This is a genomic window from Ferruginibacter sp. HRS2-29, assembly GCF_024343615.1.
Lineage (GTDB): Bacteria > Bacteroidota > Bacteroidia > Chitinophagales > Chitinophagaceae > Ferruginibacter.
In genome coordinates, this window is record NZ_RJUB01000013.1 from 18,673 (window position 1) to 40,575 (window position 21,903).

Annotated in this window: 12 protein-coding genes; 8 read left to right on the top strand and 4 right to left on the bottom strand. The window is 46.4% G+C overall.

Annotation, left to right across the window (positions count from 1 at the left end; translation table 11 throughout):
* Positions 1–5: 5 nt before the first annotated feature.
* Together ruvA and sprA are read left to right on the top strand one after the other, a co-directional pair.
* Positions 6–590 (top strand): Holliday junction branch migration protein RuvA, encoded by a 585-nt coding sequence (gene ruvA, locus EGI32_RS06670; RefSeq protein ID WP_255154607.1) that lies wholly within the window; start codon positions 6–8, stop codon positions 588–590.
* A 95-nt stretch (positions 591–685) separates the two neighbouring features.
* Positions 686–7,963: a cell surface protein SprA gene (gene sprA / locus EGI32_RS06675; protein WP_255154608.1), complete on the top strand. Its 7,278-nt coding sequence runs from the start codon at positions 686–688 to the stop codon at positions 7,961–7,963.
* 442 nt (positions 7,964–8,405) lie between these two features.
* Here the strand turns inward: sprA and EGI32_RS06680 are convergent, their stop codons facing one another.
* The 3 genes from EGI32_RS06680 to EGI32_RS06690 all read right to left on the bottom strand — a co-directional run bounded on the left by EGI32_RS06680 (position 8,406) and on the right by EGI32_RS06690 (position 14,508).
* Positions 8,406–10,451 (bottom strand): gliding motility-associated C-terminal domain-containing protein, encoded by a 2,046-nt coding sequence (locus EGI32_RS06680; RefSeq protein WP_255154609.1) that lies wholly within the window; start codon positions 10,449–10,451, stop codon positions 8,406–8,408.
* A 74-nt stretch (positions 10,452–10,525) separates the two neighbouring features.
* A complete protein-coding gene (gene mutS, locus EGI32_RS06685) occupies positions 10,526–13,132 on the bottom strand; it encodes a DNA mismatch repair protein MutS (RefSeq protein WP_255154610.1) in 2,607 nt (868 codons plus the stop codon).
* Between the two features lie 179 nt (positions 13,133–13,311).
* A complete protein-coding gene (locus EGI32_RS06690) occupies positions 13,312–14,508 on the bottom strand; it encodes a DUF4407 domain-containing protein (protein WP_255154611.1) in 1,197 nt (398 codons plus the stop codon).
* A 239-nt stretch (positions 14,509–14,747) separates the two neighbouring features.
* Between EGI32_RS06690 and EGI32_RS06695 the strand changes: the two genes are divergently transcribed.
* Positions 14,748–15,410 carry an outer membrane lipoprotein carrier protein LolA gene (locus EGI32_RS06695; protein WP_255154612.1) on the top strand — a complete coding sequence of 221 codons (663 nt, stop codon included), beginning with the start codon at positions 14,748–14,750 and terminating at the stop codon, positions 15,408–15,410.
* Positions 15,411–15,555: 145 nt separating this feature from the next.
* Here EGI32_RS06695 and EGI32_RS06700 read toward each other — a convergent pair whose 3' ends face one another.
* Complete coding sequence (locus EGI32_RS06700; protein ID WP_255154613.1) at positions 15,556–16,125, bottom strand: UbiX family flavin prenyltransferase; 570 nt, start codon at positions 16,123–16,125, stop codon at positions 15,556–15,558.
* 42 nt (positions 16,126–16,167) lie between these two features.
* On the opposite strand from EGI32_RS06700, the gene EGI32_RS06705 reads away from it, so the two are divergent.
* From EGI32_RS06705 to EGI32_RS06725, 5 genes are all read left to right on the top strand, one after another.
* Positions 16,168–16,707 carry a DUF255 domain-containing protein gene (locus tag EGI32_RS06705; protein WP_255154614.1) on the top strand — a complete coding sequence of 180 codons (540 nt, stop codon included), beginning with the start codon at positions 16,168–16,170 and terminating at the stop codon, positions 16,705–16,707.
* A 458-nt stretch (positions 16,708–17,165) separates the two neighbouring features.
* Positions 17,166–19,382, top strand: a complete 2,217-nt coding sequence (locus EGI32_RS06710; protein ID WP_255154615.1) for a glycoside hydrolase family 3 C-terminal domain-containing protein — start codon at positions 17,166–17,168, stop codon at positions 19,380–19,382.
* 100 nt (positions 19,383–19,482) lie between these two features.
* A complete protein-coding gene (locus EGI32_RS06715) occupies positions 19,483–19,971 on the top strand; it encodes a DUF6265 family protein (RefSeq protein WP_255154616.1) in 489 nt (162 codons plus the stop codon).
* Between the two features lie 407 nt (positions 19,972–20,378).
* Positions 20,379–21,296 carry a hypothetical protein gene (locus EGI32_RS06720; RefSeq protein WP_255154617.1) on the top strand — a complete coding sequence of 306 codons (918 nt, stop codon included), beginning with the start codon at positions 20,379–20,381 and terminating at the stop codon, positions 21,294–21,296.
* Between the two features lie 89 nt (positions 21,297–21,385).
* Positions 21,386–21,895, top strand: a complete 510-nt coding sequence (locus tag EGI32_RS06725; protein WP_255154618.1) for a nuclear transport factor 2 family protein — start codon at positions 21,386–21,388, stop codon at positions 21,893–21,895.
* Positions 21,896–21,903 lie beyond the last annotated feature (8 nt).

Genomic DNA, 21,903 nt, shown 5'->3' on the forward strand with positions numbered 1-21,903 from the left:
AAATTATGTATGCATATTTGGAGGGGAAATTTACTTATAAAAGTCCAGCGCAGGTACATGTAGATGTAAACGGGGTTGGCTATGAAGTGAATATAAGCCTCACCACCTATTCTGCCATACAGGGGCTTACCGGCGGAAGGCTTTATACGCATCTCCAGGTAAAGGAAGATGCACATACATTGTATGGGTTTTTCGAGCGCCAGGAAAAGGAAATGTTCATTTTGTTGATAAGCGTTTCCGGTGTAGGTGCAGCTACTGCCCGCATGATGTTGTCATCATTGCGCTCAGAAGAAGTAGGCCATGCCATCGTACAGGGTAATGTGCGCCTGCTGGAAGGGGTGAAAGGGATAGGAAAAAAGACTGCGGAAAGACTGGTATTGGAATTAAAAGACAAGGTAAATAAACAAACATCCGGAACCGACATTATTGTGCCCGCAGGCAATAGATTGGAACAGGATGCGTTAACTGCTCTGACTGCCCTGGGGATTTCCCGTATACAGGCCGAGCAATCGATCCAAAAAATAATCCGTGCTGAACCTGGTATCTTACATTTAGAAGATTTGATAAAAAAAGCATTAAAAGTCATTTGATTCCATTGCTACGTTAATTAATTTACCGGATGTTGCTTATTAGAAAAACAATTCTTTCAATAGTCACCTGTTGCAGTATACCTCTGTTGCTATCAATGATCAACGCGAATGATGCGTTTCAGCCGCCGCCAACGCAGCAGGTACCTGTAAGGGATACCCCGCCGCCTGTTGGTTCCGACAGCCTCAGGTACCCCATTAAAGACAGGAGATCCGATTATGTAGCCGGAGGAAATTCATCCCGTACATACGATCTTAAAGATCCTTCCAACATTACCGATTCGGTGGTATACGATGCCATCACCCGCAGGTATACCATTTATGAAAAAGTGGGGTCAAAATATTACCGTGTACCTACTACCTACACTTTCGATGAATACTGGCAGATACGCAACCGCCAGGCGGAAATAGCTTATTTCCAAAAACGTGCCAATACCACCAGCCTGCTCAACCGCGGTAAACTGGTAAAACCAAAGCTTTCGTTGACGGATAACCTCTTCAACAGGCTTTTTGGCAACGGGAAGATAGAGATCAGTCCGCAGGGTAATGTCAACATCACCGCAGGTTACCAGGGGCAAAAAACAGACAATCCCACATTGCCCGAACGGGCGAGAAAAAATGGCGGGCTGGATTTCAACATGAATGCCCAGGTGAATGTGAACGCCAATATCGGTGATAAGCTCAAATTCCCCATCAATTATAACACGCTGGCCAACTTCGACCTGGAAAACCAGCTGAAGCTCGATTATACCGGTAAAGACGATGAGATCCTCAAACGTTTTGAAGCGGGTAATATCAGTTTCCCGAGCCGCGGTACGCTCATCCCGGGAGCACAGCAGCTGTTTGGTATCAAGACGCAGCTGCAGTTTGGTAAATTATTCGTGATGGGTGTATTGGCCAACCAGAAATCACAGCGCCAGAATGTGAACCTGCAGGGCGGTACCGCTTCGCAGAATTTTGAGATCAAGGCAGATGAATACGAAGAGAACAGGCACTTCCTGACGGCGCAGTACTTCCGCAATAATTACAACCAGGTCATGAGCAAACTGCCGGCCATCACGGCACCGGTGCAGGTACTCCGTATGGAAGTATGGGTGACCAACCGTATCGGTACCACTACCGAAACAAGGGATGTGGTCGGCCTGATGGATCTTGGTGAGCAACAGCCTTACCTGCAGCCACCGCTGATAAACGTGCTTACCAGTTCGCCTATCCCCAACAACAATACCAATGACCTCCTCGCAAAGATCAAGGCACAGCCTAATTTCAGGAGTCCTTCGGTGGTTTATCAGAACCTGCGCAACCTCGGCCTCAGCCCGGTGCAGGATTTTGAAAAAACATTCGCACGCAAACTCGACAGTACACAGTATACCTACAATAAACAACTGGGAACTGTCTCGCTGAGCCAGCCACTGCAGACAGACGAGGTATTGGCGGTAGCCTACCAGTATACCTATCTCGGAAAAGTATTCCAGGTGGGTGAATTTTCGCAGGATGTACCACCGGATACCACTTCGGGTGCAAGCGCGGGAATACAAAAGATCTTGTTCCTCAAATTGCTGAAAGCTACTTCCCAGCGTACCAATCTCCCGATCTGGGACCTGATGATGAAAAACGTGTACTCTATCGGGTATGGCGTATTATCACCGCAGGATTTCAAACTGGACGTATTGTACCAGGAGCCCGGGCTTGGCGCAAAAAGATATTTCCCCTTTGGCGATCAGAACCAGGGTACACCGATCATTTCACTGATCAACCTCGACCGGTTGAACAGTCAGCTTGATCCCCAGCCCGACGGGGTATTTGATTATGTAGAAGATTTTACCGTGGTATCACCGTACAGCAGGGTCATCTTCCCGGTACTAGAGCCATTCGGCCGAGATCTTGCTACAGGGTTGTACAGCAACCCCGCACTTCCTACCATCAAGGATACATTATACTACGCACTGTATGATTCCATCAAAGCGGTGGCACAGCAATATCCCAATCTCAACAGGTTTGTGCTGAAGGGATCTGCCAAAACTTCGGGCTCATCCGATATCAGTATCGGTTATAATATTCCGCGGGGGTCCGTTACCGTTACCGCTGGTGGACGAACCCTGCAGGAAGGAGTGGACTATGATATCAATTACGATCTCGGAACCATCAAAGTGACCAACCAGGCCATCCTCAATGCAGGCTTGCCGGTGCAGGTGAATTTTGAAAACAACGCGTCGTTCGGTATACAACAGCGTTCTTACCTCGGCTTGCGTTTTGATTACCTCGCAAAAAATACCGCCAAAGAACAATTGTCTATCGGTGGTACCATTGTGCGGCTGAGCGAACGTCCGTTCTTTACGAAAGTAAACCTGAACGATGATCCTATCCGCAACTCCATGTTTGGCCTCGATGTTAATTACCGCAAGGAAATGCCAAGGCTAACCAAATTGCTCGACAAACTGCCTTTTTATTCTACCACTACGCCTTCCACCATTAATGTGTATGGAGAGGCGGCGATGCTGAAACCGGGGCATGCCCCGCAGATCGGCCGGGGAAGCAAGGGGTTGATATATATAGATGACTTTGAAGGAAGCAAGTCGGGCATCGATCTGCGTTTCCCTTCCGTGAGCTGGGCGCTGGCTTCGGCGCCGGTAGGCGCTACCGACAGGACGGGTAACATTCTGTTCCCGGAAGCATCGCTTACCAACGATATCAATTATGGAAAGAACCGTGCGAAGATCGCGTGGTACCAGATCGAGCAGACATTGCAGCAATACCGCGGACAAAATAACCCCATCACCGATCCTATACTGCTGAGCGACCCGCGTACAAGGCAGGTTTACCAGAAAGAAATTTTCCCGCAAAGGACAACCGGTTTCGGCGAAAGCCAGCTGGTAACATTTGACCTCGCATATTACCCAACGGATAAAGGCCCGTACAACTACGATGACCTGCCGGGGCCGATAAGTGCAGGTGTGGCTTCCAATGGCAAACTCAACCAGCCACGCAGAAGGTGGGGCGGGTTGATGCGTGCGCTGGATCAGACGGATTTTGAAACCAGCAATATCGAGTTCATTGAATTCTGGGCGCAGGATCCTTTTATCAATTCTCCATTAAACCCGAATGCCGCTAACTCTATAGGTGGTAAATTATATTTCAACCTCGGTAATGTATCGGAAGACGTGTTGAAAGATGGCAGAAGGTTCTACGAAAATGGCCTTGCCACTCCCAATGCGCCGTCCCCCGAAGACCAGACCGTATGGGGAAGGGTGGCACGTAACCCGATACAGGTTACCAATGCCTTCAGCAATATTCCTGAAGACAGGTTGTACCAGGATCTTGGATTTGACGGATTGAGCGATACAGCCGAAGCCAACAGGCGCGCAACATACCTTACAAATCTGCAGGCCGCAGGTGTGGGAGGTGCCGCCTATCAGCGTGCATTGAACGATCCTTCGAGCGATAACTACCGCAACTATCGTGATGCCGCTTTTGGAGCCACTGATGGTTTGCTGGCACGGTATAAAGATTATAACAGTCCGCAGGGCAACTCGCCGGTTGATAATGGCGGAGAATTTTCTGCGGCAGCAACTTTATATCCCGATGCGGAAGATCTGAACCGTGACAATACCATGAGCGAAACGGAAGAATATTTCCAGTACATCGTGGATATCAAACCGAAAGGCGCTGCAGAAATGCAGATCGGCCAGAATTTTATAGTCGACAGGAAAGATGTTGGCGTGGGCCTGGTAGATGGAACATCCCGTACCGAAACCTGGTACCAGTTCAGGATACCGATTGCCAACTACGAAAGAAAAATAGGTAATATCCCTGATTTCAAATCGATCCGTTTCATCAGGATGTTCATGACTGATTTTGAAGACAGCGTGGTACTTCGTTTCGGTGAATTGCAACTTACCAGGAATATCTGGCGTAAGTTCAATAACAAAATAGACTCTACCGGGCTTTACACTGCAGCCAGTACTACACCGTTGAATGTGGGTGCGGTAAACATTGAAGAAAATGATAAACGTACCCCGTTGCCTTACCGTACTCCTTCGGAAATTGAAAGGGTGCAGACGCAAAGTAACAATGGGGTTAATCTTTTGCAGAATGAACAGGCGATGAGCCTTCAGTTCTGTAATCTTACTACAAAAGATGCCAAAGGCGTTTTCCAAACCTTTGCCAACAGGGATCTTCGCCAGTTCCGCAAACTTTCCATGTACATACATGCAGAAGAATCGCAGAAGCCGGTCAATACATTTGAAGACTATGACCTTACCGCGGTGATCCGTATGGGTACGGATTTCGTGAGCAACTATTACGAGATACGCATCCCATTGGTTAAAACCGGATTGGGTGCTGGCACCAGCCTCAACCCGAATTCAGATCAGTACAACGATACTTTGTGGAATCCCCGTAACTCACTCGACGTGGACCTGACCGTTCTTACCAAGCTGAAACAGCAACGTAACCTTACCGGCAACCCCGTACAGATATTCCGGCAGTTGCAGGCCAACGGGCAAACCTATTCCGTAATGGGAAGCCCGAACCTCGGCGAAATAAAAGGCATACTCATAGGTGTGGAAAATACCCGGGCGCTCAGTGCCTGCGGTGAAGTATGGGTAAATGAATTACGCCTTTCTTCCATCGATGAAAAAGGAGGCTATGCGGCATTGGGAAGAGTGGATGTAACGCTTGCCGACCTGGGAACCTTATCCATTTCGGCCAATGGCCATACCACAGGCTTCGGTACATTGGAACAAAGAGTGAACGAACGCTACCGCGATAACTTCTTCCAGTTTGATGTGGCGGCCAACCTTGAACTGGGTAAATTATTACCGAAAAAAGCAGGCATGTCTATACCCGTGTTCGCCAGCTATTCACAGGCGGTGAGTACACCGGAATACGATCCGTATGATATCGATATCAAACTGAAGGATAAAAAGAATGCAGCGCAAACCAAAGCGGCAAAAGATTCTATCCGCAATGCCGCGATCGATTTCACTTCTACCAAAACGTTGAATTTTACCAACGTCCGCAAAAACAAGACGAATGGCAAAGCGCCGAAAATATACGATATCGAAAACGTGGATGTGAGTTATTCGTACATCAACATCAGCAGCCATAATCCGCTGATCGAATACAACGATGTAACCAGGCACCGCGGTGCGCTGGGGTATAATTTTGCTCCGCAACCGAAATACATAGAGCCTTTCAAGAAAATGAAACTGTTCAGGAAAACGAAGACGCATTGGTTTGACCTGATCAAGGATTTCAATTTCAACTATGTGCCTTCGCAACTGACTTTCAGGGCCGATATCAGCAGGCAGTTTGGCGTCATCCGTCCACGCAGCGTGGGTACGGATAAATACCGCATACCCGAAACTTACGATAAATATTTTGTGTTCCAGAGGGATTACATCGTCCGTTGGAATTTCACCAGGTCGCTCAGCTTCGATTACAGCGCTACGAATAATTCCCGTATCGATGAACCGGCAGGAAGGCTTGATACCAAAGAGAAAAAGGACAGTGTGTGGAGAAACCTCCTGAAAGGCGGAAGAAATACCATTTTCACACAGACAGGTAATTTCGCCTACACGTTGCCGACAGCTAAGTTCCCGATACTCGACTGGACAACCATCAACCTGAAATACCAGGCCAGCTACCGCTGGATAGGCGCATCCCGTCTTGCGGTTGAACTTGGTAACATCCTGGAAAATGGCCAGCAGAGCGAAGCAACTGCACAACTTGATTTTACAAGATTGTATCAGAAATCAAAATGGTTGCGCCAGCTTGATCTGCCGAAAAATATAGAGGATAAGGAAAAATGGAAGAACCGTGTGACTAAAGTGACGGATAGTGTGACCACGAAAGATGGAAAAAGAGTATTGCGCACCCGGCGGATCGTGGATAAAACGGCGATGCCTTATGTGGGTACTGCAGGACGGGTATTGGGCAAATTGCTCACCAGCCTGAAGCAGGCGAACATATCCATTGCTGAAGTAGCCAACACGAGGTTACCGGGTTATACCGACAGTACGCAGTTCTTCGGGCAAAATTTCAAGAGCATGGCGCCGGGCTTCGATTTCATTTTGGGCAGGCAGCCGGATAGCAACTGGCTCAACAGGAAAGCGGCCCAGGGGCTTATCACGAGGGATACCAGCTTCAACTCGCTGTTCCAGCAGAGCTTCGATCAGCGTCTCACTGCAAGCGCCGTGCTTGAGCCGGTACGTGACCTGAATATCACGGTCAATATCAGCAAGACATTCAACAAAAATTATAGTGAGATCTTCCGGTTCATCGATACTTCGGGTGGTACCAACCATAAATTCGTGCACCTGTCACCGTACACGGGTGGTGGTTTCGATGTATCTTATATTTCCTTCAAGACATTGTTTGGCAAGTTTGATCCCAACAGGGTTTCAGCAACCTTCAAGACCTTCCAGAGCAACAGGCTGGTCCTTTCCCGCAGGCTGGGGCAGAAGAACCCTTATTCACTGGCGGGTGGCGGACAAGGTGCCGACGGCTATTATTTTGGATATGGCAAATACGCGGTGGATGTGCTGATCCCATCTTTCATAGCGGCGTACACCGGGCAGAATGCGGAAGATGTTTCGCTGATCAAACAACAGAACAGCAATATCAAATCGAATCCTTTCAAAGCCATCATACCAAGGCCAAACTGGAAGATCGATTACAACGGCCTTACCAAAGTGAAAGGCATGGATAAGATATTCAGCAACTTTACCATTTCTCATGGATATACCGGCAACCTGAGCATGAATGGATTTACATCAGCATTGCTTTACCAGGATGTATCGAGGTTTGGATACCCGTCGTTCTACGATTCTTCTTCCAACGCCTTCGTACCATATTTCCTGGTGCCGAATGTTACCATCAGCGAAAGCTTTGCACCACTGGCAGGTTTCGATATGATGTTTACCAACCAGTTCCAGGCGAAATTTGAATATGCAAAATCAAGGACACTCAGCTTAAGCCTGTACGATTACCAGCTCAGCGAACAGCGTAGTACGGAATATAGTTTTGCGCTCGGCTATCGCAAAAGAGGACTGAAACTGCTCGGTGGATTGAAACTTCCGAAATGGCTGAATAAAGATGGCGGTACCAAACTCGACAACGAGATCAACTTCCGCCTCGATTTCCACCTGCGTGATAATGTGACTGCCAACAGCCGTCTTGACCAGGAAAACAATTTCGCCACAGGTGGAAGTAAGGAGATCACGATCAACCCGACGGTAGATTACTTCCTGAACAACAGGGTCAATATCAAATTCTATTTCTACCAGAGCAAGATCAAGCCGTATATTTCTTCCAGCGCACCGACAACGAATACGAGGGCAGGGCTGCAGTTGAATATTTCTCTGGCGCAATAGGTCAATGGATGAATGAGTGAATAGGGAATAGTCAATAGTCAAACCTTTGAAGGTTTAAAATATTCTTGAAAGTATTTACTATCAGAGCAATAAAATATCCCGCAAGAGCGGGATATTTTATTGTTATTAAGTTGCACCTGGAATTATAAAACAGCTATAACGGTTTAGGGACTGGCGTTAGAGGGAGGAGCAAGGAATTAAAAGGACAACAAAGCTTAAGTCAAAACACTGATTAACCCCATTGTATGGCAAGACAAGCGGAAGAGTACAGTATGTATACTAACGGTTTGGCGTTATAGTGGCTGAAGAATAAAGGCTTAAGTTTAGTGTTTCAATTTATCTTTAGTGCAAGGTTGGGCTGACATATTTATCCTGCTGCAGATAGGATTGCGTATAACTATAAAATTTACGAAGATTTGACTATTGACTATTCACTATTGACTTACCTTATCAACACCGACGTCCCCTTCTGATTCACCCTTCTTCCCGTAATGCTATCAAAATAATTCAGCACCCACACATAAGTTCCCGGATCTGCACCCTGCCCTTTGAAACGGCCATCCCATTGCTTTGTCCAGTCGGTAGTGGAGAATACGAGCTGGCCGAAACGGTTGTAAACACTGAAATGCAGGTCCTGTGCCTTATAGGCGCTGAGCGGGTATAAATGATCGTTTACACCATCACCGTTAGGCGTAAACGCTTTTGGTACGGCTATGTAACAGCTGAATACAACTCTCACCGGGCGTGAGAGCGTATCATAACAACCGTAATCATTTTTCACGATCAACCGTGGGGCGGCGGCATAATCACCGGAATTGCGGGGAACATACGTTTGTGGCGACGGGTTCCTTACTGAGCTGGTGTTTCCATTATCAAAAACCCAGTTCCATTCGGTGATCCTGCCGATCGTTTTGTTGACAAATTTCGCCGGTTCATTCGGACAAACAATGGATGTCACTTCAAAATCGGCGATAAGGAGATTGTCAAAAAAGATGGTTGTTTTGGAAGTATCGCTGCACACACCGTTGGTAACAATCAGTTGCGCCAGCTTCTGCCTGTAATCAGTATAAGGGATCACAGGATTGGGCGTGCTGTTGGTGATGCTGTTATCAAAGAGCCACTTCCAATTGTTCACACCATTGGCGCCGTTGTGTGTGTATTGCACTACGTTTTTATCACAACCATAAATAATGTTGTAAGTGAAATCCGCATTTACCGTATCCTTCACTTCAAAAGTGATATTGCTGCCTACAGGTGTCTGCTGGCTGCATTCATCAAAAATGCTATTGCCATCTGTTCCGTTTTTCAGGCGGATAGTATAAAAACCACCAACCTGCATCGGGGCAGATAAGGTGACAAGGATCTTTTTAGAAAGCCCGTTGGTACAATTCACGCCAGCTGCGGAACTGATGGTGACAGGTACCGGCCCGCCGATCACTTCAAAATCACTGCCATTGGCAGCGATGGAGGAGCAGAGCATCTGTTTTTTAAATACCAGTTCCAGTGTACGCGGGGCACATTTTACTTTTGTAAGGCTGTCCATCGGGGTAGGGATCAGCGGAAACACGGTAAAAGAAACTTTATCACCCACCGGTACTTCACGGTCGCAGTTGTCGAGCAGTGTATTGCCATCACCGCCTCTTTTGGCGGTTACGGTGTAAGTGCCCGGAGGCAGAGGTGTATCAAGTGTGAGTATCAGCGAATCCATATCGAAGCCATTGGTACATACCGAACTGGCTGCTCCGATGATGTTGATACCCGGCGCATTGATGGAGAAATCGGAGCCGTTGGCTGCCATCGATTTGCATTTCATGTCCTTATTGAGCAGGATGCGTATCTGTTTTGCATCGCAGGCGGCTTCGCCACTCAGCAGAGCCGGTAGCTTTGGATCGGTGATACTGGCCGTACCGCCTGTGAAGTCGAGAGTATAACCATCTGTAGAAACAGTAAAATTATTTACCATTAATAAATATTGCCTGCCCACGGTGATCACCGGCATCCGGTTAAATGGACTGTTGGAACTCGCCGCCCCTTCGCAATGTACATCTCCCGTGCCGGCCGGAACGCAACCCGTAGGCGTTTGCGGAAACGGTGGGGAAGTCTCGGCGCCCACGCCATATAAATTGAGCGAGACCTGTAAAGCTGAATTGGTAAAAACTTCGTTGGGGTCCCTGCCGGTAATATCAAAAAGGCACCAGTCGTAATCATCCGCCGCATTCAGGCCTTTGATCACAAATCCCAATGTTCCGGACTGGAAGCAGGTGAATTTATACCAGAAAGCCCTGTCGGAAGTGGCCGTGATCGTACATCCACGGATGGCGATTGCCTGGCCGGTACAGTTGGCCAGGTCGGGTTGCTTGAACTGGGAAGTACCGCATACGGGGATAGCGCTGGAAGGCGTCATACCCGGCAGCGAACATGGCTGCGCCTGCGAATACCTGGAAATAAGGGCGAAGGAAATAAATAATATAAGTAGTTTTTTTACCATAAGCGTTGCAAAGATATCTGAAAGATACTTTTTAAGCTCCGATCGCTGCTGCCTGCCTTACATTTTTTAACAACCTACTTTATTTTGCCTTTGATCTCCTGCAGTTTCAGCAATGCTTCCACAGGGGTGAGCCGGTTGATGTCTACCGTATCCAGCAGGTTGCGGATCTCCTCGAACGTCACTGAATGCACATCAAAAATATTTAACTGCATCTTCGGGGTATTCAGGTTTTTCACCGAAGCTTCGATGCTGCCGTGGCCGGTCTGGTGGTCATCGCGGCTTTCTTCCAGCTGCGCCAGTATCTCATTGGCCCGGTCTATCAGCGATGGAGGCATACCCGCCATACGGGCCACGTGTATACCAAAGCTATGCGTACTGCCGCCAGCGGCGAGTTTGCGCAGGAAAATGATCTTATTGCCCACTTCCTTATTGGTGATGTGATAATTTTTTATCCGGGGAAATTTATTTTCCAGCTCGTTCAGTTCGTGGTAATGCGTAGCAAATAATGTTTTGGGCGCAAAGGGCGATTGATGAATATATTCTGCGATACTCCAGGCGATGGAAATACCATCGTAGGTGGAGGTGCCCCTGCCGATCTCATCCAGTAATATCAGGCTGCGGGAAGTAAGGTTGTTGATGATGCTGGCCGTTTCATTCATTTCCACCATGAAGGTACTTTCGCCGCCACTGAGGTTATCGCTGGCGCCAACACGGGTGAATATCTTATCAGTTAAAGGAATGCTGGCGGCCGATGCCGGAACAAAACTTCCCATGTGCGCCATCAATGTGATGAGCGCCGTCTGGCGCAGGATAGCGCTTTTACCACTCATGTTGGGGCCGGTGAGTATGATCAGCTGTTGCGTGGCAGCATCCAGGTTGATGTCGTTGGTGATGTAAGCTTCTCCGGCAGGCAGGTTGGGTTCTATCACGGGGTGGCGACTGTCTTTCAGCGAAAGTTCGTGGCCATCGTGCAGGATCGGTTTTTTATAACCATATTGCAATGCATTGCCGGCAAAGCAGCCCAGGCAATCGAGCACAGCCATCACATGGCCATTCACCTGCATGGGGGCTATATAATCCTGGAGTTCATTGAGCAGTTCCTGGAAAACCTGTTGTTCGATCTGGAATATCTTGTCTTCCGCCCCAACGATCTTTTCCTCGTATACTTTCAGTTCGGGGGTGATATAACGTTCGGCATTGGCAAGTGTCTGCTTCCGGATCCAGGTTTCCGGAACCTTGCTTTTGTGCAGGTTGGTCACTTCGAGGTAATAACCGAAAACATTATTGAAACTGATCTTGAGGGAAGAAATACCTGTATTAAGTGCTTCTTTTTGCTGAAGCTCGAGCAAATAATTTTTTCCGCCGCTGGCGATCTCACGGAGCTCATCGAGCTCGGCATGTATGCCCCTGGCAATGAGCCCGCCTTTATTAGCGGCCGCCGGCGGATTCTCCGCGATCTCGGTGATAATTTTTTCTAAGATATAATTACAGCTGTTGAGCGAATCGCCCAGCCTTTTCAGGTAACTGTTGGAAGATGCGCTGCAGATAGTTTTGATCGCTTCTGTTTGCTGCAATCCTTTTGCTACCTGCAATACTTCGCGTGGATTGATCTTTTTCAGCGGCACTTTACTCGCCAGCCTTTCCACATCACCGGCCTGTTTTATATGCGATGCGATCTTGTTGCGGGTATCGGTTTCCTTGATCAGGTATTCTACCGTATCCAGCCGTTCGTTGATGCGGGTGATATCGTTCAACGGCATCAGCATCCATCTGCGCAACAGACGCGAACCCATCGGGGAAACGGTATTGTTGATGGTTTTGAAAAGCGTGTTCTGTTCGCCATTACCCATCAGTTCGAGATTGCGGATGGTGAAACGATCCATCCACAGATGGTCATCTTTGTTGATGCGCTGCAGTGAAGTGATATGTTGCAGGTTGGGGTGCTCGGTATCCTTGAGGTAGTGGAGTATTGCGCCGGAGGCGATGATCCCGTTCTTCAATTCTTCTACCCCAAAACCTTTGAGGCTGTGTGTACCAAAATGCTTCAACAGGTTTTCCTGTGCATACTGCTCAGTGAAGATCCACTCATCCAGAGAGTAGGTAAAAAAACTGTTACCGAAATATTCTTTGAACAGTTTTTGCCTGTTGCGCTGAAAGATCACTTCGGCGGGTTGCAGGCTCTGCAATAATTTATCGGTGTATTCCTTATCCCCTTCGGCGATGAAAAATTCTCCCGTGCTGATATCTAAAAATGCCAGCCCTATGAGATCATCTGTAAAATGCAGGGAAGCGAGAAAGTTGTTGTTGTTATGTTCGAGTAATTTGTCGCTGGTAGCTACTCCCGGCGTAACGAGTTCTGTTACCCCTCTTTTTACAATTCCTTTGGCTGCTTTGGGATCTTCGAGCTGATCGCAGATGGCTACGCGATAACCGGCTTTTACCAGTTTGTGCAGGTAAGTATCCATGGCGTGGTGCGGAAATCCTGCCAGCTCGGAGGCATCGGGATTGCCATTGTTCCGCTTGGTTAATGTGATACCCAAAACCTGCGCTGTGATGATGGCATCCTGCCCGAAAGTTTCATAAAAATCACCCACCCTGAAGAGCAAAATAGCATCAGGATATTTCGCCTTGATGGCGTTGTGCTGCTGCATTAAAGGGGTTTCGCCTGCTGATTTTGCCATAGCGACAAAAATAGGGAAAATGTATGATCTATGATGTATGATCTATGATCTGGTTCATTCGGTCTGGAATTTTAAATGAGCCTCCAGATTTTAGGAGATCCGAAGTGTTTATTATCGTTTCATCCTAAAGATACCATACATCATAGATCAAAGATCATAGATCATACATCATAGATATTTTAGTTCTCCTGCTTCGTAAGCACTTCCTTCTTCATTCTTTCCCACAATCCATCGAGGCTCTGGTGTTTATTTTCTTTCCACTGCTGGCTGAACGCTTTTATTTTTTCGTCGCGCTGATCTTTGGTGAGGGAGAAAAAATCTTTGATCGCCTGCTGGTCATTTTCAAAAGCCAGCTGGTTGTACATTTCTTTGAGCAGTTGTTCTTTTCTTGTATTAAAATTCGCCATCTCTATTTCCATGTCTTCGCGGAGCACTACTTTTTCATCATAACTTCCCGAAGGCAACATGGTCTTTGCAATCACCGGCATCAGTTCTATAAGCATGAGAATAAAAACGATGAGGTAATACCTGAATTGCAGTGCACTGCTGGTTTTTAGCAGATTCGATAAAGCTTCCACCCGGGTAAGGAAACCATTGTTGAGGTAGTTGGTAAATTCCGTTTCGGCCTGCTTTATACTGGTTTCAATTCCTTTCAGTTCACTGGCGATGGTATCCAGTTTTACCTTGTTATTTTTTTGCAGTTGCTGGTATTCCCCATCCAGTTTCTGGTATTCATTCCTTTTGGCGATAGCGATATCTTTTATCCCCACCTTACCCGTTCCACCGCTGCCATCGGTTTCCGAAAGGAAATCGGCACGGGCTTTTGTCACATCCTCATATTTTGCAGAGTTTTCAACTTGCAATGCCGCCTGTTGCTTCAGCAGTTCATCTTTTCTATTCTTATACAAGGTATCCAGTTCGCTGCGTTTGGCCAGTTTTTTCTTTTCATTGTCCAGCGAAGTCTGCAGTTTTATTTCCTTATCGAACATATACAATACAGCCGGCTGCGCCATAAAGGTGCCGATAGTCAGCGCCAGTAGTCCACGGAAGAGCAGTGGTGTAAATCTTTTCTTGTTAAATTTTGTGATGCCTTTTATCAAAGCCCGGTCGATGGTGAGGATGATGAAACCCATGAAAATGCCGAGCAGTACGGAGATGAATATCGAATCCACGATGGTGCTGAAAAAGTAGGTCCAGGTAAAAGTGGCGAACAGCCAGGTGGTCAGTACTGTCATGCCGATGATGCGGTAGCGGTTGCGGTCTACCACCGAATCTACGAGCAGTTCCTTTTCGGCGGTAGAAAGCCACCATAAGAATTCACTGAATTGCGACGGGGCATAATGTTCCCGCTGGGAAATAGGGATGTTCTTTTCCATGATAAAGGGATAAGTTGATTACTAAATATGAATCAATAGGGGAGCTGAGTTGAAGGACTAAAGTAATATTTAATATGCTGAATGTGGAAAGAAGTAACCCTGAATATTTCCCGGCAGCCATACATTAACAGTTTATTAATTAAGGGGCTTAAACCGCTGTGCTATAAACAGGTCTATTGCCTATCTTTGCGCCACTTTGGCAAAATGGCAAAGTAATTGTTTTAGTAAAAGAAAAAAATATGAAAAAGTTCTACAGCAGCCTGGTACTCATTTTCGCAGCGGTCTTATTTGTACAGGCACAGGTGCCAAAAGGAATGGGTACAAGCGATCCCGAAGGGAAAAAAGTATTGGATGCGGTAAGTGCCAAGTTCAAAACGTACAAATCCGTACAGGCAAAATTCTCCCTTAAAATAGAAAATGCCTCCGGCAAAAATGTAGGCTCAAAAAGCGGTACCGTTTATATGAAAGGGTCCAAATACAGGATCAGCGTTACCGGCCAGGAAATATTCAGCGATGGCAGCAATGTGTGGACATACGATAAGGCTTCCAACGAAGTGACCGTCACCAAGCTGGATGCATCGGCTAATTCGATCACCCCACAGAAATTATTCACCAATTTTTACGATAAGGACTTTTTATACAAACTCAACGGTAATGTAAAAGTGGGCGCAAAGCAGATGAAAGAAATCGAACTTACGCCGGTAGACAAGACAAAAGCATTTCACAAGGTTTTGTTGTACGTGGATAACAACGTGATCAACACCACCAAAATATTTGAAAAGACCGGTAACAGGATCACTTACAGCACCAGCAGCATGACGCCCAACGGTGCAATCGGAGACGATATGTTTGTATTTGATGCAAAAAAATACCCTGGTGTGGAAGTGGTAGACCTCCGGTAATCTATGATCTGAGATGTATGATCTATGATCTTATTTAAATCGAATAATATAAAAATCCCCGAAGTTTATAAGCTTCGGGGATTTTGTTTATCGTTCAAAAGTTAGAGAGATCATAGATCATACATCATAGATCATACATCATAGATCATAGATTTTCCTGGCTTCCCCACCTGAATGATGTTGCCGTCAACCCGGCCAGGTCTATCACCCTATCTACCACCGTGGCTGCCACTTCTTCCACTGTTTTTGGCTGGCTGTAGAATGATGGTGTTGCGGGGCAAATGATACCGCCGGCCAGTGTGATCGTTTCCATATTACGAATGTGAATAAGGCTGTAAGGAGTTTCCCTGGCTACGCAAATGAGTTTGCGACGTTCTTTCAACATCACATCGGCCGCTCTTGTAATGACATCATTTGATATCCCGACGGCGATGCGTCCCAAAGTACCCATACTGCAGGGGATGATGATCATGGTGGTATATTGCCCTGAGCCGGAAACGAATGGTGCGGAGAAATCATCGGCTTCGTAGTATTTTACCGGGAAATGCCGGTGGCTTTCATCGCCTAATTCGGTCTCCCATACCAGTCGTGCATTTTTGGTGAAAACGACCGATAATTCAGCAACCTGGGCCTTTAAGTCCAGTAATTTTGTTAATAATAGCTTTGTATATACTGATCCGCTGGCTCCCGTTACTGCTACAACAATTTTTTGCATTATTTTCCCGTTTAATAAGCTAAGCTACTAAACAATTAAAGGATGCAAAAGTTTAAATGGTTTTTACTGTCAATCGTCCTCATCGCCACGGGTTTTGCATTTACGGCGCCTGCCGGAAATGGTTCCAAAGAAAAGATCCACTGGATCACGCTGCAGGAGCTCAATGAAGTCTATTACAAAAATCCCAAACCGATATTGATCGACGTGTATACCGATTGGTGCGGATGGTGCAAACAGATGGATCGAACCACTTACCAGAACAGCAAGCTGGCGGCTTATGTAAATGAAAAATATTATGCCGTGCGGTTCGATGCAGAATCAACAGACACCGTTTTTTTCAATAAACAAAAATTTGCTTACAATCCTGCCGTGAAGGCCAACGAACTCGCGATGTACCTCACTTTCGGCCGCCTCGAATTTCCACATACTATTTTCCTTTCTGCCATTGATGCAAGGCCTGCACCGTTATCCGGCTACATGAAACCGAAAGAGATGGAAGCCCCGGTGAAATTTTTTGGCGAGAAAGCAGATGCCAATCAAACCTTCATTGAATTTAATAAGACCATGAAGAAAGAATGGTAATTCAATTAAGAATTAAGAATTAAAAATTAAGAATGCAGGCAGGAGCAAAAATTTCTGTTGATACAAACTTCTCTGAATGGGTTAAGCTGCATATTTTCACCATTTACCATTCACTTTGAATATGGGATGCTGCTAACACACGCCCTGGTCGGCGGAAGTCATCAGGACGGATTGCTTTCTGGGGTTCATGAAAAGTTTGCGACAGTTGTTGTTTGTAACACACCAACAATTTTTTTAAAATGTATTTTTATTTTTACGAAGTAAAAAATAATCAGCGAAATCATTTTATCCTTTAAAATCAGCGATTATTTTATTTCAAATCATCATTCTGAAAGTATCTACATTTTCACCATTCACTATTGACTATTCACTATCTTGTGACGGATAAATCACCACTTGTACACTACAACGTTTTCGCTTTGCTTTGTTGCTTCGCGGAATAAAAAATCAGCTCAACAATGAGAATCAGTATTGCTATTGCCGCCCTGATGTTACTCGGATCTGTAAGGATGCAGGCGCAGACAAAAACACCCGTTTATCTCGACGAAACAAAACCGATCAGGGAACGTGTGGAAGATGCCCTTTCCAGAATGACCACGCAGGAAAAGATCGCGATGATACATGCGCAGTCGAAGTTCAGTTCGGCCGGCGTACCCCGCCTTGGCATCCCCGATATCTGGATGACAGATGGGCCGCATGGCATCCGTCCCGATGTACTCTGGGACGAATGGAAGCAGGCAGGTTTTACCAACGATTCCTGTATCGCGTTTCCCGCGCTCACTGCGCTGGCGGCTACCTGGAACAAAGACCTGGCATTGCTGTACGGAACTTCCATTGGCGAAGAAGCACGCTACCGCAACAAAACCGTATTGCTTGGCCCGGGGGTAAATATTTACCGTACTCCGCTCAACGGCCGAAATTTCGAATACATGGGAGAAGATCCTTTTCTTACTTCCAAAATGGTAGTGCCTTATATCAAAGGGGTACAGTCGAATGGCGTGGCTACCTGCGTAAAACATTTTGCCCTCAACAACCAGGAAACCGACCGGCATAAAGTAAATGTGAATGTAGACGACCGTGCTTTGTACGAGATCTACCTGCCTGCATTCAAAGCGGCGGTGCAGGAAGGCGGAACACTGGCCATCATGGGTTCTTACAATAAATACAAAGGCCAGCATTGCTGCCACAACCAATACCTGCTCAATGATATCCTCCGTGGTGAGTGGGGCTTTGAAGGCGTAGTGGTAGCTGACTGGGGCGGTGTGCATGATACCAGACAGGCCATCACCAACGGACTGGATATGGAATTCGGTACCTGGACTGACGGCCTTTCCTGGGGTACCAGCAATGCGTACGATAACTATTATCTCGCAAGGCCATACCTCGACCTGATCAACAAAGGCGAAGCAGGCACCAAAGAACTGGATGAAAAAGTGCGCCGCATCTTACGCCTGTCATTTTTGACGAACATGAATACCAAAAGGCCTTTTGGGTCATTCGGTACACCGGAACATGCATTGGCCGGCCGCAGGATCGCGGAAGAAGGGATCGTGCTGTTGCAGAACAACAACAATGTATTGCCCATCGATCTTTCCAAAACAAAAAAGATAGCGGTCATCGGCGAAAATGCCATCAAGATGATGACTGTTGGCGGAGGTAGTTCTTCGCTGAAAGCGAAATATGAAATATCACCCCTGGAAGGCTTGAAAAAAAGGATCGGCACCCAGGCGGAGATCGTGTATGCACGTGGTTATGTAGGCGATACCAGCAATAATTACAATGGTGTGGCATCCGGCCAGGATCTTTCAGAAAAACGTTCGGCTGAAGTGTTGCTCGCGGAGGCGCTGAAAGTAGCCAAAGATGCCGATGTGGTGATCTTTTTCGGAGGCCTCAACAAAAGCGATTTCCAGGATAGCGAAGGTAACGACCGTAAATCACTGGGGCTTCCATACAACCAGGATAAAGTAGTGAGCGAACTGGCAAAAGTGAATAAAAAACTGGTTTTTGTAAATATTTCCGGTAATGCCGTAGCGATGCCATGGGTAAAAGAAGTGCCTTCTATAGTACAGGGCTGGTTTCTTGGAACTGAAGCCGGTACTGCGTTAGCGGAAGTATTGGTAGGAGATGTGAACCCTTCGGGGAAACTCACATTCACCTTCCCGGTAAAACTGGAAGACAATGGGGCTCATTCTACAGGAGAATTTCCGGGTAACGGAGAAGTGACCTACAAAGAAGGCATATTCGTAGGTTACCGCTGGGCGGAAAAACAAAAGATAAAACCTTTGTTCAGCTTTGGCCATGGCCTGAGCTACACTACATTTGAATACGGGGCTGTTACAGCAGATAAAAAAACAATGTCTTCTTCCGACAAGATCACTTTCAACGTTACCATAAAAAACAAAGGTACCCGTGATGGTTCCGAAACGGTTCAGTTGTATATCACCGATGTAAAATCGTCGTTGCCACGCCCCGTGAAAGAACTGAAAGGATTTGAAAAAGTATTCCTGAAAGCAGGGGAGCAAAAAACGGTCTCTATCACCGTGGATAAATCTGCGCTCAGTTTCTTCGACGATAAAAAACACGCGTGGGTAGCTGAACCGGGCGATTTTGAAGCGCTGATCGGCGCATCTTCCTCAGATATCAGGTCGAAAGTAAAATTTGCGTTGGCGGATTGATCTTCCCGCAAAGACGTTGGAATAAAATACAAAACGCAAAGGAAACCCTTTGCGTTTTTTGCGTTAAATACTATTAACTTCATTCCCAAAAACTGCACAAATGAGAATCATTTATTTGCTTTTATTTTTATTGGCTGCCGCAACAGGATATGCGCAAACCGCTAAACCCACCATCAACGATCTTTCTTTCATGGCAGGCACCTGGACGCAGGACCACGAGTGGGGATGGATGGAAGAGCATTGGAGTAAACCTATGGGCAATTGTATGGCTTCCAGCTTTCGCTGTGTGAAGGATGGCAAAGTAGTTTTTTATGAATTTATGGTGATCGAGCAGGACTCATCAGGACCGGTATTGAAGCTGCGGCATTTTAATGCAGGCAATATCGCCTGGGAAGATAAAAATTCACCTGTTGAATTTGTGGTCTTGTCCATTCAAAAAAACAGCGTCGTTTTTGAATCCAGGGATAAAACGTTGAAAATTACCTATACAGTCGTTCCGGAAAAACAGATGAATATCATTCTTGATGAAAAAAATAAAGAGGGCATATGGAGCGCTACCAGCTTTAACTTGAAGTACAGTAAGAATTAGGCGGGGTTTCCATCAAATAAGGTTAGTCCTGTACAACAGGCGCAAAGGAAATATCCTTAGCGCCTCTTTTGTTTTTAACTTGGCGCCTTTGCGTGAAATCTCTGTTCGTCTACCTCTTTTCCACATTCGTCTACTTCGGCCGATTTGCCATTGCCGGTTGACGGAAATTTCGTTTCTTTAGAGGGCAACATCACCCGTGCAGCACAGCACAAAAATCCACAGTTGCTTTATCCTTACAAGTTGTGCACCAGGCAGATAGGCACTTGCACCTATAATACACACTCGTTTAACACGATCTTGCCTGGTTGTGAAGGCTTTTCTTTGCGTTTATTCAGGCATTTTATTCTCATACCAACTGATCGTCACCGTGTAGTGGCGGAGCTAAACATATTTTAAAAAGCAGGAAATTGGACAACGAAACAAAACTACCTCAGCAGGACCCACCAGGGGATGAGCCATTGAAACAAACCCCGGACGAAACGGCTTCGTCTGCGGATGTATTTTCAGCAACGAATGAAATTTCAGATCTGGAACCGCAGCCTTCAACCCCCAACCCTCAACCTTCAACCACCGAAGACATGGAAGTTCATCACCATACACACGCCGGCCACGGCAAAAAAACATGGAAAGATTATTTTTGGGAATTCCTGATGTTATTCCTCGCCGTGTTCTGCGGTTTCCTGGCGGAATATCAGTTAGAGCATGTGATCGAGCATCAGCGGGAAAAAGAATTCATCCGGTCGATGGTGGAAGATCTGCAAACCGATCATCAGCAAATTGATAAGTATGTATCCAAACTCGAGCTTGGCCGCAACCAGATGGATTCGTTGATCACCCTGCTGGATGACAATGCCCATATCAAACAAAATGGCAACCTGTTATATTACTTCGGCAGGATCAGTCCAAGGTTGGATGCACTCACCATCAATAACCGCACATTCGACCAGTTAAAGAATTCCGGCGGCTTCCGGCTGATTCGTAATAACAAGGCAGCAGAAAAGATCATGAGTTATTACGGCAGCATTCAATACGTACGCCAACTCGAAGAATTGTATGCCCAGGAATTTTACGAATATAAAAAACTCGCATCAGGAATATTTGAACCATCTGTTTTTAGAAAGATGGAACGCCCGGATGGCAGTATTTCCCGCGAAGCGGATAACCCGTCTCTGCCGACAAACGATCCCAAACAGCTGAAAGGGCTCAGTGTGTTTGCGGTGTACATGAATGGCAGCAGGCGATCATTGATACCGGTGGTGGATTCGGTGCAAAAAAGTGGAGATGAACTGGCGGCTTATCTGAAGAAATCTTACAAGCTTGACTAATGTACGTTGAAGCTCCAGCTTCGACTGTATATTGAAGTTCCAGCTTCGACAAATAAAAAAGAAAACAACAAAACCCAATACTAACATCAATGAAACAATTAACCCTACTAACCTTCACGTTTATTTTTTTTGCAGCATGCAAAACACCGGTACATGACCAACACGCAGATACTGCCAAAGTAAATGCCGTGCTCGATTCATTGAATGCTACTGCCGCCCGTGCAGATTTCAATGCATATTTCAAACTATATGCAGACCAATCGATCTTCACCGGAACGGATGCCACCGAACGCTGGGACAAAAAACAATTCATGGCATATGCCAAGCCGTTTTTTGATAAAGGCAAAGCCTGGAACTTCCGTTCGATGGAGCGCCATATCAGCTTCGACACTACCGGTAACCTTGCCTGGTTTGATGAATTGCTGAATACACAAATGAAGATTTGCCGTGGATCAGGCGTGCTGGTAAAACAAGGCGATGACTGGAAGATCAGACAATATATTCTTTCCACTACCATTCCGAATGAACAGATGGATTCGGTAACGGGAATGAAGGCCGCCATTGAAGATGGCATCATCGGTAGTTATCCGGTTAAATAATAAAAAGC

Excerpts from the sequence above, each read along its gene's own strand:
- EGI32_RS06715 (WP_255154616.1), top strand. The coding sequence starts at position 19,483 with ATGAGAATCATTTATTTGCTTTTATTTTTATTGGCTGCCGCAACAGGA.
- sprA (WP_255154608.1), top strand. The coding sequence starts at position 686 with ATGATCAACGCGAATGATGCGTTTCAGCCGCCGCCAACGCAGCAGGTA.
- EGI32_RS06705 (WP_255154614.1), top strand. The coding sequence starts at position 16,168 with ATGCAAAAGTTTAAATGGTTTTTACTGTCAATCGTCCTCATCGCCACG.
- ruvA (WP_255154607.1), top strand. The coding sequence starts at position 6 with ATGTATGCATATTTGGAGGGGAAATTTACTTATAAAAGTCCAGCGCAG.
- mutS (WP_255154610.1), bottom strand. The coding sequence starts at position 13,132 with ATGGCAAAATCAGCAGGCGAAACCCCTTTAATGCAGCAGCACAACGCC.
- EGI32_RS06700 (WP_255154613.1), bottom strand. The coding sequence starts at position 16,125 with ATGCAAAAAATTGTTGTAGCAGTAACGGGAGCCAGCGGATCAGTATAT.
- EGI32_RS06695 (WP_255154612.1), top strand. The coding sequence starts at position 14,748 with ATGAAAAAGTTCTACAGCAGCCTGGTACTCATTTTCGCAGCGGTCTTA.
- EGI32_RS06680 (WP_255154609.1), bottom strand. The coding sequence starts at position 10,451 with ATGGTAAAAAAACTACTTATATTATTTATTTCCTTCGCCCTTATTTCC.
- EGI32_RS06690 (WP_255154611.1), bottom strand. The coding sequence starts at position 14,508 with ATGGAAAAGAACATCCCTATTTCCCAGCGGGAACATTATGCCCCGTCG.
- EGI32_RS06710 (WP_255154615.1), top strand. The coding sequence starts at position 17,166 with ATGAGAATCAGTATTGCTATTGCCGCCCTGATGTTACTCGGATCTGTA.
- EGI32_RS06725 (WP_255154618.1), top strand. The coding sequence starts at position 21,386 with ATGAAACAATTAACCCTACTAACCTTCACGTTTATTTTTTTTGCAGCA.